Origin of the sequence: Brevibacillus sp. MS2.2, assembly GCF_013284345.1 — a bacterium.
Classification (GTDB): domain Bacteria; phylum Bacillota; class Bacilli; order Brevibacillales; family Brevibacillaceae; genus Brevibacillus; species Brevibacillus brevis_C.
On record NZ_JABSUZ010000009.1, the window covers coordinates 175963 to 189437 of the forward strand.

Here is a 13475-nt window from a genome sequence, read left to right on the forward strand (position 1 = left end):
GATCGGGATAGGTGCCTATCTGTATGCAGATACTAGATACATTCATGCCGACTTTCCGGTGGCTGAAAAGTCGGCTTTCTGAACACGCACGTTAAAAAGGAGGAACGACAAGCATGGGTGAGCATCCACTAAATAGCGAGAGTTGTCTGGACTTCGTGATTGAGCTGTTGGAAAAACGAGGAGTCAGTATGAACGACATTGCTGAAATTGTCATGTTCCTACAGTCAAAATACATCCCGGACATCACCTTGGACATTTGTCTGGACAGTGTTGCTGCTGTCTTGAAAAAACGCGAGGTCCAAAACGCGTTACTGACCGGGATTCAACTCGACATCTTCGCCGAACAAAAGCAGCTACTGCCTCCGCTTCAGGCGATTATTGAAGCAGATGAGCCTCTATATGGTATAGACGAGGTACTCGCCCTCGCCATCGTCAACCTATACGGGAGCATCGGATTCACCAACTTTGGTTATGTAGACAAGCTAAAGCACGGCAAGCTCGCCGATCTCAACGACAAGCGTAATGGTGTCCATACTTTTTTGGACGACCTCGTCGGTGCGGTCGCAGCCGCCGCCTCCAGTCGTATTGCCCACCGCCAGAAGCAGCAGGAGGAATGCGCAGAATCATAATGAGATTCGTTGCTGCCATTCAGGCAAATCTGCCGCAATATGGGTAGGCGCAGCGTGATGCTTGTCTGCTTCTTCGCGCGTGGAATAGCCTGTCAAAACAAGTAGGCTGTCCAAGCAGCTGTTGGCACCTGCCTCAATGTCCGTATATAAATTGTCCCCGACAATCAGCGTGTCTGCCGCAGCAGTACCAAGCTGATCCAGCGCGTAACGGACGATGATAGACTCTGGTTTGCCCATCACGATTGGTTTGGTCGACGACGCAACTGAGACGGCTGCCACCAGTGAACCATTGCCGGGGAACAGACCGGCATCCGTTGGCAGGGCTGCATCTGCATTTGTAGCGATAAAAGTGGCTCCTGCACGGATCGCGCGCGCGGCGATCGCCAGCTTTTCATATGTAAAAGCCCGGTCAATCCCGACAATGACATAAGCCGGATCTTCTTCTGTAATCACATAGCCTGCATCCGTCAGCTGATCATGCAAGCCTGCCTCTCCAATCACGTAGACGCGTGTACCCGCTGGTGCCTGCTCTCGTAAATAGGTAGCGGTCGCCATGCTTGTGGTATACACGTCCCGAGCCTGTGCTTCTATACCCATTGCTACCAACCGTTCTGCGACGTGCTGTGCAGAGGCTGAAGAATTGTTGGTCAGGAACAAATACGGAATCTGATGTGTTTTTAAGTGGGTGATGAATGCTGCGGCTCCCGGAATCGCTTCTTTTCCCCGATAAATCGTCCCATCCAGATCAAGCAAGTAGCCTTTATATTGCTTCACTTTGGTCCATCTCCCATCTGTTGTCGTAAGCCGGTTGTACAAGCTCTCCCCTCTTAGTGTAAACCTTCGTCCTTCCTATCGCAAAAAAACAGGAAACGGTCTTCCACCGCTTCCTGCTTTTTGTCTAAATCGTCTCTTTCTCTCATCGCCACAATTCTAACCAGCCGAACAATCCACGTCAGTCCCGTTATTTTTTGAATTTGACCATGATTGGCGTGCCGTCTTCCAGGTTCATTTCCCCTTTATGACGGACATACACGACCTGGTTTCCTGGAAATGTCGGTGGATTTTCGGGATCAAAATCCCGCCAGTTTTTTTGCTTGCCAACTGCGTACTCCATATATTGCGTCGCGTTGACAAGCACATTATTATCATCATCCGCCTGTACATCCGGCGGCAACTGCTCGATTTTTCCATTACGGATGCCGAGCTTCTTAATTACTTTGTCGTGTTGGTAGTCATATGCTTGGATGACGACATCATTACCGTACACTTGCAAGCGTAGCCCTTGCTTGAAAGCCCCTCCATCCGGCGTGACCTTTTCGCCCCCGTCTGGACCGGCTGACATCCATCCCGTTTCAATGCCAGCCGTGTTTACGACGGTAAAGCCGCGTTTGTCTCCGCCTTTGACTTTCTTTTTGCCTGCCCAGTCCGGCAGGTTCAGGTCCCAATGGGTGTGGCTTGAGAAGAAAACAACTTGCGGATAGTCTTTCAAGATGTCAAGGAGCTTGTCCACATTCAGGTAATCGTTCTTGTATGGATTTTGTCTGGAGCCCGAGATACTGTCCGGGAGCACATGATGGGAGAATACAAAAATGGGCTTATTCTTGTCCTTCTTGCTATAACGCTTCAGATTATCCTTCAGCCAATCCAGTTGCTCGTCGCTCATGTATACTTCATCCCACAATTTTGGATCGTGGTATTTCATGTATTTTTCTGTACCGAGGAAGAGAAAGGGATATCCATTGATTTCTTTTTGGTGATAGACTTTGTCTTCTCCGCTAAATTGGTAAAAGTTATCGAACAACTCTTCTTCCGTTGTGCCGTTTGGCCAGCTACTTTGTGCAAGCGTTTGGGGATTTTTCCACTTCGGCACATAAAACTCATGATTACCGATGCTGTACCACACGTTTTCAGGATGAGGATTTTTATCGAGCACATCTTGCACGGCTTGATATTCAAAATCGTAACCGCGAGGAGTAATATCACCGTTAATGATCAGCGCTTCGGACTTTGGATTTTCCTCATGGATGTCTTGCAAAACGTGATCAAAATCTCGGAGGTCTCCCTGGATGTCACTGATCACGTCAAAGGTCATCGTCATCTTTTTTTCAGAAAAGTTGTCTTTTGCATGAGCGGAATCAACGACTGGCAGAATTCCACCCAACAAGATGGCAGAAGCAGCGATACTTGATACCATTTTTTTCATTACGGATCTCTCCTCATCTGTTTTTCGTCACGACGCCCATACGAATTACCAATGTTAACCTGATACCACCCCGCCTTCTCATTGTTTTTCTGTGTGTTTTGTTGTTTCTTTACACTATAAATAGTAGATGTCCAACATAAAGAAAACATTAAACCAACATTAAGATTGCTAGAATGGAGCAAAAAGGTACTTAATGCCTGCCTGAGTATAGAAAAAAAGACACAGGACCCTAACCGAATCCTGTGCCGTGGAAATCTTGTAAACAAAAGAAAAAAATCCACCCAACTCGAGTGGACTTTCGTTATGGCTAGCTTATTTCGCTTCTTTGATGTGAAACACGCATTTGTCTCCGCCTTTTGCCATGCACGTGGTTTGCTCGACATTGGCATTCAAAACCCGGCGGAACAAGGAAAGCTCACAGCTACACGCTTGGTTGAATTCACGGGCTACTTGCGAGATTGGGCAATTGAACTCCTGAATCCGATAACCGTCTCCATTTTCGTCCTTTTCCCATTCCACCATGTAGCCTTTATCGTTTTGCAGCTCGGCCAGCTTGGCTACACGATTTTCCAAGTCACCTTGCATGTGGGAGCGATAAGTCTCCTCCAAGCGATTCTCGCGGCGTCTAAATAGCATCTCTATTTTGGACAAACCGTCGATTTCCTTTATGTCCTGTAAAAAATCTAATGTCAAATGAGAATAATTGCGCGGGAACAGTTCGTCTGCTTCCTGCGACAATGAATAAACATTCGTTGGGCGCCCCATCGCTTGGCGAACAAGCGTAGACTTGATCAAATTATCTCTCTCCAGGGTGTTCAAATGACGTCGAACCGCCATTTCCGTAATCCCTAGCTCGACGGCCATGTCGCTGACAGGGAGTGAACCTTTGACCTTGAGCATGTGCAGGATTTGATCACGAGTGGACGTTCCTTCGTTTGTCATACGTATCACCGTCCTTTCTCCCTATTGTAGTGGATGAAGACGTTTTAGTAAACAAACGAAAGTCTTTTGTATAAAATATCCGCTACGTTGGTGATGGATTGAAAGCACTTTTTAAAACAGTTCTTTTTTCAGGAACGCTCTCACCTGTGGCTCAAACTGACGAATGGTACCGGCAGCCTCTTCTACCAGGCTGTACATCTCATTGACCGGCACACTTGTATAATCATTGACCAGGTGCTTGCGGAAATCAGTTACACGTGTCAGGATCAAAGCCTGTTCATCCGTGATGACTTGCTCATCCCGCAAAATTTCCACGATGTCGCTGTAGCTGCCTGGATCTCGCATAATGAATCCGTCGATCAGCGCGTTTCCGACATCCACTATTCCTTCGATAGACAAGTGCAGGGCTCGCTCCATCGCTGCAACAGCAACTTCATCTGCCAAAACGGCTTTGGCTCCTCGTTCGCTGAGCTTGTCCAACAGATCAAGCATACGAGACATATGTTCCAATACTTGGTCGATTCGCTTTGTATTCACGTCGTACATATATTTCTCCTTACTTTCGCTTTTTTGATTTGCGTTTTGAGTAGTAAACGGTAAACACAAATGTTAGCACCAGGACGAGAAGCACCAATTCCCCTTCCTGCAAATAGGAATTGCTCACCGGTTTCACCTCTTTTCATCCCTCAGTATACCAAATTTGTACGACCTGTCACGAATCACGTTCGTCTTTTGGTGCTGAAAAGACGACTTTTTGATCGTTCACTTTATGTTACAATGATGGGGTGAATTTTTGCCGGCAAGCATAAGGGGAGGAACACACTGTGGAACGCGAATTGGCTCTGGAAATTGTGCGGGTAACGGAAATGGCTGCACTCGCCTCTTCTCACTGGATGGGACGCGGGAAAAAGAATGAAGCAGATGGAGCAGCGACCAGCGCCATGCGCGCCATGTTTGACACGATCAACATGAGGGGTACCGTCGTCATTGGCGAAGGTGAACTGGATGAGGCCCCCATGCTCTATATCGGTGAAAAGCTCGGTAACCCGGAAGCAGGCGGTCCTGAGGTAGATGTGGCGGTTGATCCGCTTGAAGGAACGACGATTGTCGCCAAGGGTCACAACAATGCCATGTCTGTTATCGCCATTGGCGACCGTGGTACACTGTTGCATGCACCAGACATGTACATGATGAAAATGGCCGTCGGCAAACGAGCTGCCGGACTAATCAACCTTTACGATCCCGTGGATAAAATGATAGAGGTTGTAGCAAAAGCAAACAACAAGCGCGTGCAAGATGTGACCGTCATTATTCAGGAACGCGACCGCCACCAGGCGATTATTGACGCCATTCGTGAAAAGGGTGCGCGAGTGAAGCTTTTTGGAGATGGCGATGTGGGTGCTGCGATTGCTGCTTGTCTGCCGCATACAGGGATTGACCTGTTCCTGGGTATCGGTGGTGCGCCAGAGGGCGTGATCAGTGCTGCGGCGATCAAGTGCCTGGGTGGCGACATGCAAGCCCAGCTCAAGCCGCAAAACGACAGCGAGCGCGAGCGCTGCATCAAAATGGGGCTCGTCAATCCGGAGCAGCTCTTGACGCTGAACGATCTGGTCAAAGGGGACGACGCCATTTTTGCAGCAACGGGTGTCTCTGATGGAGAGCTGTTGCAAGGCGTGCGCTATCTCGGTGATGATATGGTGGAAACTCATTCGATCGTCATGCGTGCCAAAACCAAAACCATTCGCTTTGTCCGCGCTGTACACAATACCGAACACAAACCAAATCTTTTATGGAAGTAGAGGGATACTTATATGGCAAATGATTTGTTCTACTTGTACGACGAAGCTGAGGATACTCGAACGCGCTTTGTCAGCTTCACAGGTGAAGCTACGCGTTTTGACCTCGCGATTACAACGACCAACCGTTTTTATGGGAAGGCGATTGTCATTAATATTCAAAATGGACGCTCCGCTATTATTGGACATGATGATCTGGAAGAAGAAGGCTATCTGGAATTCGCGTTCAACTTGAATGAGCGTGAAGCAGAAGAATTGAAAGCATTTTTGGAAGCAGCCATTTAATTACCAAAGGAAGAGCGATTGCGGGCTCTTCCTTTTTTTATTTGTAGCCCCCCGCCCATTTCCTGCTGGACAATGCTCCTTACAGGCGTATGCCTCGTATACTGCTACTGCACAGATGCACAGACAGATAACGAGAGGAGTGCGATTCGCATCATGCAATCTTATCCATACGACCAAAGCTCATACGACCAAAACCAATACGATCAAACTCAATATGATCAAACTCAATACGATCCAAACGAATACGACCAAAACCAATTTGTTCCTGCACAATATGACCAACCTCCCTATTACCCAGCAGACCAGGATTTTCGATACATTCCAGAAGATCAGGCACATCCAGTCTTTTTCCGTAGAAGACGAGGTCCTGAAGTCGTTGTCGTCCCACAACCATATCCTTGGTGGGGATGCAATACATGCTGGCCTGGCTATTGGCCCACATGGGGCTGGCCTGGTTGGGGTGGACCCGGCGGCTTTGGTGGACCTGGTGGTTTTGGTGGACCCGGTGGTTTTGGAGGACCCGGTGGTTTCGGTGGACCCGGTGGTTTCGGCGGACCCGGTGGTTTCGGCGGACCCGGTGGTTTTTAGATCGAGAAACGAAAAGAGCCCTGAGATACAGGGCTCTTTTTTATGCTTCGGTTATTTTGATTCATTTTTAGGAATCACGCTTTGGTGTATTTGGTCCTGTTGGGACTTTATCGCGTTCGCGATTGGGTTTCAATTGATTGGGACGTCGCTCTCGTGAGTTTGCATCCTTGCCGTTTTTATCGGGTCGATCCTTTTGAAACTTTGGCTTCTCCCCGCGCTCGTTTCTCCCCGCCCCGTTACGATCAGCGCCAGCATTGTTCTGGCGATCCTGTTTATTTTGACGCGGGTGATAGCGTCTGCGCTCTTTTCGTTCTACATAGGGCGAAGAGCCACCCTCTTCACGGGGAATGTCCTGACGAATATCAATGATGACATCAAAGGCAGCTTCGTCTTGCCCGCTTTGGTCGTCACCGTTGCCAACGTTTGCTTTTACCTTGCGCAAAACGAAGTACGGACAACCAAAATTGCAGAACTCATGCAGGTACTCATCCAAAGCGGCGATCCGCTGCTCGAACGGTACTTTGCGATTAGCGTCAGTATAAAACCCACGAAGACGAAGCTGACCATAGCCCCAGTCCCCTACAATATAATCGTACTTGTCGAGGATATCGCTATAGCGCTCCTTGAACGCTTCAAGGTTCCAGCCGTCTCGATTTACTTCCATGACTTCATAAGTACCGGCTTGCGTGCGAATCAAACTCGCTTCCTCCTTACGCATGTATACTACGTCCATCTTATCATATTTCACGCAACATGAGCTAAATTTCCCACGATAACTGACCTGTCCCTTTGGACATTCTATCGTGTAGGGGGTGTTACCATTGAAAAAGACATGGTTGTATCCTGCAATTGCAGGTATTGTGCTCTTGGCTTCTGGTTGTGCAAATAATGCTGCGCCTAATTACACGCATCCGAACAAGACGATGTCGTACCAGTCTGCTCCGCACGTTCGAAATTTTGATGGAATGCACGTCCGTAACTACGATGGCATGCGCTCGACGAACATCGACGGGTATCATCACACTCGTAATTACACTGGTACAAGCACCACTAATTTCGACGGGCTTCATACCCGCAACTATGACGGAACACGTGATGGACTTCACGTCCGTAATGGCATGGGTCTGACCAACAATGCTGGGATTAACTATGGTGTATATCCAAATGGTGCCTATCCACATGCAAATGTAAACAACTACAACGCCTACACAAGCGGTATGAGACCGTACAATGCCTTTACGGATCATAAAGCAGGTATGGGTACAGCAGGTGTTTACAATACTCCGACCGGAAGACACCATTCCATTTATCAACAGCATGCTTGGAACCGCGGTGGAGCAGGAGTCATGCAAACCGGAATGCCACACATGGGCTATGCGCAGACTGACCGTCAGCATATGAAAACCGCCAGTGTAACAAATGTCTACGTAGACCGTGATGCATTGGCAAAAGCTGTAGGGAATGTCACTGCAAGTTGCCCTGGCGTTCAGCGTTCTACGGTCTTGGTAACGGATAAAGAAGTTTTTGTAGGTGTGCACACACAAGGAGCAGATGCGCACACAGCGAAAAAACAGGCAAAAATGAACGCCGAATCGGTTTCACCACGCTATTACAAAGTGTATGTTACCGATAATCCGAATGACATCCAAGAAATCGCTCGTGTAGCAAGCCGCTCCAGCAACGTGAGTACAGCGCGTACAGAAGATGCGAAAAGCATTGATACGCTTATCAAGCGTATGGGTGGAACATCCCATAACGTGTCAACTCACAAAGCTACAACCAGTCGCTAAAGCCCTCTCCCCCATGTAGTGAAAAACCCCCTCTTTTCCGCTCGTATGGGCGGTTGAGGGGGTTACTTATTATTGCGCTTTTGGCATAGATTCTTTCGCAATCGTTTCCTTTGCGGCACTCGCCTGCTCGTGAGCGTGATACGAGCTGCGTACTAATGGACCTGACTCCACGTGACTAAAGCCACGTTTCATGCCTTCATCCTTCAAGTGAGCGAATTCATCTGGATGGTAAAACTTTTCTACCTTCAAATGCTTCTTGGTCGGTTGCAAGTACTGGCCAATCGTCATGATGTTGACGTCGACAGAACGCAGGTCATCCATCGTTTCGATGATTTCCTCCATTGTCTCCCCTACACCAATCATCAGGCTGGACTTGGTCGGAATGCTCGGCTGGAATTCCTTCGCCTTTTTCAACAGTTCCAGCGTCCGATCGTATTTGGCTCTTGCCCGTACGCGATCTGACATCCTGCGAACCGCCTCAATGTTGTGGTTTAGTACGTCAGGCTTTGCGTCCATGACCACTTTTAACGCATCCCAGTTCCCCATAAAATCAGGAATCAATACTTCTACGGAGGCAAATGGCAGTCGACGACGAATCGCACGAATCGTATCGGCAAAAATCTGTGCGCCTCCATCTGCCAAATCATCACGAGCAACGGAAGTAACAACGACATGCTTCAAACGCATTTGTTCGGCTGCTTCTGCTACACGTTCTGGTTCAGCTGTATCCAGCTCCGTTGGTAGTCCAGTTTTTACTGCACAAAACCGACAGGCACGGGTACATATATCACCCAAAATCATGAAAGTTGCTGTACCGCTTGCCCAGCATTCATGAATGTTGGGGCATTTTGCTTCTTCACAAACGGTATGTAGCGTCTTCGTGCGCATGGTTTGCTTAAGCTCTTTAAAGCTGGCTAGTTCTGATCCTGAAACAAGGTTGATCTTGAGCCACTCCGGCTTGCGTTGCGTCATAGGGCTCACTCCTCATGTGACATCATGGTACAAGACAATAACAATCTCCATTATAGAGGTTGGATTTCGGAGGGGCAACCTCTTTCCTCCCCCGGAAACAATTACCCGATCCGATGCACGGCATGACGGTTCCCTTGACGCAGCAATGGCGCAAGCATGCGCAGCTCTCGCTCATGACAGGTGAAGAGAAACACTTGCTGTTCTTGTGCCAGCATCGCTATATAGTCAAGCGTTCGACGCAGGCGCTCGTCATCATAATGGACAAAATGATCATCGAAAAAGAGCGGCAATGGCTCCGACTGCTTGGCATGATGCACCAAGGCCAAACGTTGGGCAAGGTATAGCTGATCAATAGTCCCTGTAGAACATTGATCCTGTTCGAGCACCATTTGCTTGGTCGGTTCCAGCAAACGGACGGCAAATCCGTCACGGGGATCGAGTCTGACATCCCGATACGCTCCCCCTGTAATATGCTCGATGATCTCCGAAGCCTGCTGGTTCACAGCAGGTGTACTATCCCGCCGCCATTCCCCTACTGACTCTTGCAGCATTTCCCGAGCCAATTGAAGGGCATCTCGCTTATTTTGTAGCTGACGAAGTGCTGCCTGGGCTTCCTCAAGCTCATCAGTCGCGCGAGCTAATGACAGGCTTTCATGAACCGCCATCTCCCCATTTCCTCTGGCTATTTGTTCACGCAGTTCCTGTAGTCTTTCCTCAATCTCCACCATCTCGATGCGCAATTTGCCTTGCTCCGTCTCAAGCGCGTTTTTTTCCTGATCCAGCAAGGTCCGAAGTGCCTCACCCCAGCTTGCAGACAAATCGGCCTCCTGCTTCGTTTTGGCCATCTCCGATAGAAGCTGCTCAGATTGTTGCTTGCGTGTGCTTTTCAGTAGCTCTTCCCGTCTTTCCAAAAATGTATCCCAATTACTCGCACCCCATCGCTGAACGAGTGTGGCGAGTTCAGCATCGAGTGAAGCGATCTCTTCTTGTACCCTTTGACTTTCCTGTACCGTATCATGATCCGCTGCCTGTTTAGCTCCGACCGTACTCCCTTTTACTCGGAGCAAGAAAACCCCAAAGCCGAACAGCAACAAAGCAGCAGTCACAGAAATTCCTCCCAGAACGGGATGTCCACTCACAAAGCCGATTCCCCCGAGAACAGACAGTATCCCTGCGCCGCCCCACATGAGTACAGCTCCCCGCTTCCTTTTCGCCTGATTGCCTTGTCGGGAGCTGCGTGAGGCAGTACTTCGCGGACTTGTAGAAAGGGCGGATACAGCCAGGGTCGCCAAACGAACATGCAATGCTTCTCGCTGCTTGAGCCATTGTGTGCCTTTTTCATAATCATGTTGTAAGGGAATGAGACGTTCATCACCCTGTTGTACAGCATCCGTCGGCATGTTTACATGAGTGAAACCGCGTCTTGCCTCTTCGTGAATAGCTAACTCAGCCTCAGAGCGAGCTGTTTGCTCCCACCACGCCCAGTCTTGTTGACTGACAGGAGCATGGCTTCGTTGCCAGCGTTCCTGCAACGCTTTTGCTTGTCCGGTTGAGCGCTCCAGACGCTGCTGCAATCGGCTCCGCCGCTGCTCTAATTGCTGACATTCTTCTGTGGCTTCCGCTATTTGCAGCGTCAGTTGGCTGATCGTTCGCCACGCTGCTTTTGCACTTTCCTTCTCCTGCTCTTTTTGGGCCACCTTCGTAGCGGCTTTTCCCAAAAGGGTATTTTCGGCCCGTTCTTTTTTGCCGATGAGGGCAACCTCCCGATCCAGCTCCGCCAAAATTTGTTGGACAGCCGGATTGGCTTCTTCCGCAGTCGTAAAAGTCGGAATCAAATGTTCAGCCGCCTGAAGCGGTTCCCTCCTGATCCAAGTCAAATCCGTAAATAGACTTCGTGTAAGGCCCGTATGCTTTTCGATAAAATTCCGTTCCTTGCGTCTGTCTTCCAGATATAGATCAGTCATTTCCGTCCATTCGGGGTCCAAAAAGAGGCGCGCCTCCTCCCGTTCCTTCGTTAACTGGCGATGCAGGCGATAGGTTTTCCCCGCTAATTTGTACGAAATGATCGTTTCATACGAGCCACTCTGCCACGGACGGTATTTTTCATATTCAGGCAAATAGCGGGCTGATTTGACGTAATCGCGCTTCATTCCATACAAGGCAGCGAAAATACCTTGTAGGATCGTTGATTTTCCTGACTCATTGGGGGCATAAAACAGATTGATGCCTGGAGCAAAACGAAAAGTAGCATCCTGCCATTTTCCGAAGCCCCTCAGCACTAGCTCCTCTATTTTCATCGAATGGTCCCCCCAATCCGCGCCAAAGCCTCTTGCTTGGCTAGCCTGACGATTTCTCGCTCGTCCTCATTTTGCGCACGGGACTCTGCCTCTGCCAGCTTGGAAAGCCATCTCCCCCAAACGCCACCCTCTGCGATCAGCTTGTCCTCATCCACATCAGGCCAGGTCCGGTCTGTCAACTGCAGCACAAAAAAACGGGAAAATCGTTGTTGAAGAACGGACAATGGAGGCTGAAAATGCGCAGCACGTTCTCCTGTCAGCGTGATGTACATCAGATCGGAATCCTTTTCCTCAGCGAGTTGCTGCTCCATCCTGTCAATGAGCTGCTCAGTGGTTTCGACTCCTTTCCCTTCGATTTCCAGCTTTCGAATTTTGCGTGACTGGACAGGAATCGCCGTGAGCTGCAATCTGCCGTCATGACCCAGCTCTCCATACAAAACGTTTCGCTCTCCCGCTTCCTTACTCGTCAATCCTTCTGGAGAGCCTGGGTAAGCTGCGAACGGTTGTTTTTTGACAGGATGCATGAATTGCTCTGGCTTGTGGATATGTCCCATCGCAACATAGTCCATGCCCGTCTGTACGAGCTGCTGCAAGGTTACAGGCGCATACGGATGATGCTCTTCGTCACCTGAATTGGAAAGCACACTGGCATGCAGAACCATCAGATGATGGGCATACCCTTCCAATTTGCCTGGAAACGTATCGAGTGGCGATTCATACACATGTGGCTGCCCGAAGCCCCAGCCGTAGATCACGCACGACTTTTCGGGAAATTCATACACACCCCACTCCGGTGTAAACCAGTAGACGTTTCCTGGCCATTCCAATGTTTGATAAAACGAATCTGCTCGCCACGGATCGTGATTGCCAGGTGCGATCACAACAGGGATTGGTGCGATACTGGCAAACAGATCACGTAAAAACATCGCAGTTGATCGTCTTCCCCCGTGGTACTCCAGCAAATCTCCGGCAATGAGCCAGAAGTCTGCTCCCTTTTGCTGAACAAGGTCACGGATTCTTTTCATCGTTTGACGAAAATCATCCTGACGCAGCTCGTAACGCTCCCCCAACATTTGAAGCGGCGCATCCAGATGGACATCCGCTGTATGAATAAATGACAGCACGACCAATTTCACTCCTCACATGAAACAGACGAACATACTTTCCCTTTATGATACAGAGGAAAAGGCTGGATGAAAAGCATCTGTCAGAACGAAAAAACTTCCGCCAGCAATGACGGAAGTTTGGAGTATTGGTTTTCACTTGAGCAAATGGAGGAATTCACGCATGAAGCCTGGCAAGTCTGGCCATGCATGTCCGGAAACAAGATTGCCATCGACATGGAGTGTTTCTGTTTGGTAGATCGCTCCGCACGCTTCTACATCGGGTCTGCATGCCTGATAAGCTGTGATTTCACGTCCAGCTAAGTGCTCGCGAACAATGGTCAATACTTGAGAGCCATGGCAGATGGCTGCGACTGGCTTGTTCGTCTCGAAAAAGTGCGCCACAATCGGCTTCAGGTGTTCATTGAGCCTGATATGCTCAGGTGCTCGTCCACCCGGAATAATCAAGGCGTCAAACGCCTCAGGGTTAATGTCTGAGAATGCAACATGGGCGGGAAGCTGATAAGCTGGCTTTTCTGTGTATGTCTCACTGTGTGCTTCGAAATCATGGCAAACGGTGTGCAGGGTTTTCACGCTTGGTGCTGCAATAACCGTTTCATACCCTTCTTCCAAGCACCGGTAATACGGATAGAAAACCTCCAGTGCCTCTACAGCGTCACCTGTTACAATCAACACTTTTTTGCTCATCACACAGCCTCCTCAGGTCGATTTTTTAAGGAATACACTCCTCCTGATTTCAATTCTTTGGCTGTACGGTGTGCTCCTGCCTCCTTTCCTGCAAATTTACAAAACTTTCCTCAATAATTGCCAAAAAGCTTTCCAAAAGTATCTTGGATAATCCACTCCAAC

At 49.1% G+C, this 13475-nt stretch carries 14 protein-coding genes; 5 read left to right on the forward strand and 9 right to left on the reverse strand.

What is annotated here, in order from left to right:
- Nucleotides 1-113: 113 nt before the first annotated feature.
- Nucleotides 114-629 (forward strand): phosphatidylglycerophosphatase A family protein, encoded by a 516-nt coding sequence (locus HP568_RS11155; protein ID WP_048034534.1) that lies wholly within the window; start codon nucleotides 114-116, stop codon nucleotides 627-629.
- Here HP568_RS11155 and HP568_RS11160 read toward each other — a convergent pair.
- From HP568_RS11160 to HP568_RS11175, 4 genes are all read right to left on the reverse strand, one after another.
- A complete protein-coding gene (locus HP568_RS11160) occupies nucleotides 624-1403 on the reverse strand; it encodes a TIGR01457 family HAD-type hydrolase (RefSeq protein ID WP_173629120.1) in 780 nt (259 codons plus the stop codon). The two genes, HP568_RS11155 and HP568_RS11160, sit on opposite strands and share 6 nt — an antisense overlap.
- A 187-nt stretch (nucleotides 1404-1590) precedes the next feature.
- Entirely contained in the window at nucleotides 1591-2832 is a 1242-nt protein-coding gene (locus tag HP568_RS11165; RefSeq protein WP_173629101.1) for a DUF4073 domain-containing protein, read from the reverse strand.
- A 312-nt stretch (nucleotides 2833-3144) separates the two neighbouring features.
- On the reverse strand, nucleotides 3145-3774 hold the full coding sequence (locus HP568_RS11170; protein ID WP_007715773.1) for a helix-turn-helix transcriptional regulator: 630 nt from the start codon (nucleotides 3772-3774) through the stop codon (nucleotides 3145-3147).
- A gap of 111 nt (nucleotides 3775-3885) precedes the next feature.
- Complete coding sequence (locus HP568_RS11175) at nucleotides 3886-4320, reverse strand: DUF86 domain-containing protein (protein WP_048034536.1); 435 nt, start codon at nucleotides 4318-4320, stop codon at nucleotides 3886-3888.
- Nucleotides 4321-4598: 278 nt separating this feature from the next.
- Here HP568_RS11175 and glpX point away from each other — a divergent pair, with 278 nt between their 5' ends.
- The 3 genes from glpX to HP568_RS11190 all read left to right on the forward strand — a co-directional run bounded on the left by glpX (nucleotide 4599) and on the right by HP568_RS11190 (nucleotide 6443).
- Nucleotides 4599-5573: a class II fructose-bisphosphatase gene (gene glpX / locus HP568_RS11180; protein WP_048034537.1), complete on the forward strand. Its 975-nt coding sequence runs from the start codon at nucleotides 4599-4601 to the stop codon at nucleotides 5571-5573.
- A 12-nt stretch (nucleotides 5574-5585) separates the two neighbouring features.
- Nucleotides 5586-5855, forward strand: coding sequence for a DUF3055 domain-containing protein (locus tag HP568_RS11185; RefSeq protein WP_048034538.1), 270 nt, complete (start codon nucleotides 5586-5588; stop codon nucleotides 5853-5855).
- Nucleotides 5856-6008: 153 nt separating this feature from the next.
- On the forward strand, nucleotides 6009-6443 hold the full coding sequence (locus HP568_RS11190; protein ID WP_082517259.1) for a hypothetical protein: 435 nt from the start codon (nucleotides 6009-6011) through the stop codon (nucleotides 6441-6443).
- Between the two features lie 67 nt (nucleotides 6444-6510).
- On the opposite strand, the gene HP568_RS11195 is transcribed toward HP568_RS11190, so the two are convergent.
- The gene (locus HP568_RS11195) at nucleotides 6511-7176 is read right to left on the reverse strand and encodes a YutD family protein (protein WP_048034540.1); all 666 of its coding nucleotides are present in this window, start codon (nucleotides 7174-7176) and stop codon (nucleotides 6511-6513) included.
- A 79-nt stretch (nucleotides 7177-7255) separates the two neighbouring features.
- Between HP568_RS11195 and HP568_RS11200 the strand changes: the two genes are divergently transcribed.
- Nucleotides 7256-8233: a YhcN/YlaJ family sporulation lipoprotein gene (locus HP568_RS11200; protein WP_053079625.1), complete on the forward strand. Its 978-nt coding sequence runs from the start codon at nucleotides 7256-7258 to the stop codon at nucleotides 8231-8233.
- 69 nt (nucleotides 8234-8302) lie between these two features.
- On the opposite strand, the gene lipA is transcribed toward HP568_RS11200, so the two are convergent.
- From lipA to HP568_RS11220, 4 genes are all read right to left on the reverse strand, one after another.
- Nucleotides 8303-9205, reverse strand: coding sequence for a lipoyl synthase (gene lipA, locus HP568_RS11205; RefSeq protein WP_017251375.1), 903 nt, complete (start codon nucleotides 9203-9205; stop codon nucleotides 8303-8305).
- A 101-nt stretch (nucleotides 9206-9306) separates the two neighbouring features.
- Nucleotides 9307-11502, reverse strand: a complete 2196-nt coding sequence (locus HP568_RS11210; protein WP_173629102.1) for an ATP-binding protein — start codon at nucleotides 11500-11502, stop codon at nucleotides 9307-9309.
- Nucleotides 11499-12626, reverse strand: coding sequence for a metallophosphoesterase family protein (locus HP568_RS11215; protein ID WP_173629121.1), 1128 nt, complete (start codon nucleotides 12624-12626; stop codon nucleotides 11499-11501). Before HP568_RS11215 ends, HP568_RS11210 begins: the two co-directional genes overlap by 4 nt.
- Nucleotides 12627-12761: 135 nt before the next feature.
- A complete protein-coding gene (locus HP568_RS11220) occupies nucleotides 12762-13313 on the reverse strand; it encodes a DJ-1/PfpI family protein (protein WP_015893041.1) in 552 nt (183 codons plus the stop codon).
- Nucleotides 13314-13475: the final 162 nt, after the last annotated feature.

What these genes read in the sequence shown, in the direction of transcription:
- HP568_RS11220 (WP_015893041.1), bottom strand. Translation starts at nt 13,313, where the DNA reads ATGAGCAAAAAAGTGTTGATTGTAACAGGTGACGCTGTAGAGGCACTG.
- lipA (WP_017251375.1), bottom strand. Translation starts at nt 9,205, where the DNA reads ATGACGCAACGCAAGCCGGAGTGGCTCAAGATCAACCTTGTTTCAGGA.
- HP568_RS11195 (WP_048034540.1), bottom strand. Translation starts at nt 7,176, where the DNA reads ATGGACGTAGTATACATGCGTAAGGAGGAAGCGAGTTTGATTCGCACG.
- HP568_RS11175 (WP_048034536.1), bottom strand. Translation starts at nt 4,320, where the DNA reads ATGTACGACGTGAATACAAAGCGAATCGACCAAGTATTGGAACATATG.
- HP568_RS11190 (WP_082517259.1), top strand. Translation starts at nt 6,009, where the DNA reads ATGCAATCTTATCCATACGACCAAAGCTCATACGACCAAAACCAATAC.
- HP568_RS11210 (WP_173629102.1), bottom strand. Translation starts at nt 11,502, where the DNA reads ATGAAAATAGAGGAGCTAGTGCTGAGGGGCTTCGGAAAATGGCAGGAT.
- HP568_RS11185 (WP_048034538.1), top strand. Translation starts at nt 5,586, where the DNA reads ATGGCAAATGATTTGTTCTACTTGTACGACGAAGCTGAGGATACTCGA.
- HP568_RS11170 (WP_007715773.1), bottom strand. Translation starts at nt 3,774, where the DNA reads ATGACAAACGAAGGAACGTCCACTCGTGATCAAATCCTGCACATGCTC.
- HP568_RS11155 (WP_048034534.1), top strand. Translation starts at nt 114, where the DNA reads ATGGGTGAGCATCCACTAAATAGCGAGAGTTGTCTGGACTTCGTGATT.
- HP568_RS11165 (WP_173629101.1), bottom strand. Translation starts at nt 2,832, where the DNA reads ATGAAAAAAATGGTATCAAGTATCGCTGCTTCTGCCATCTTGTTGGGT.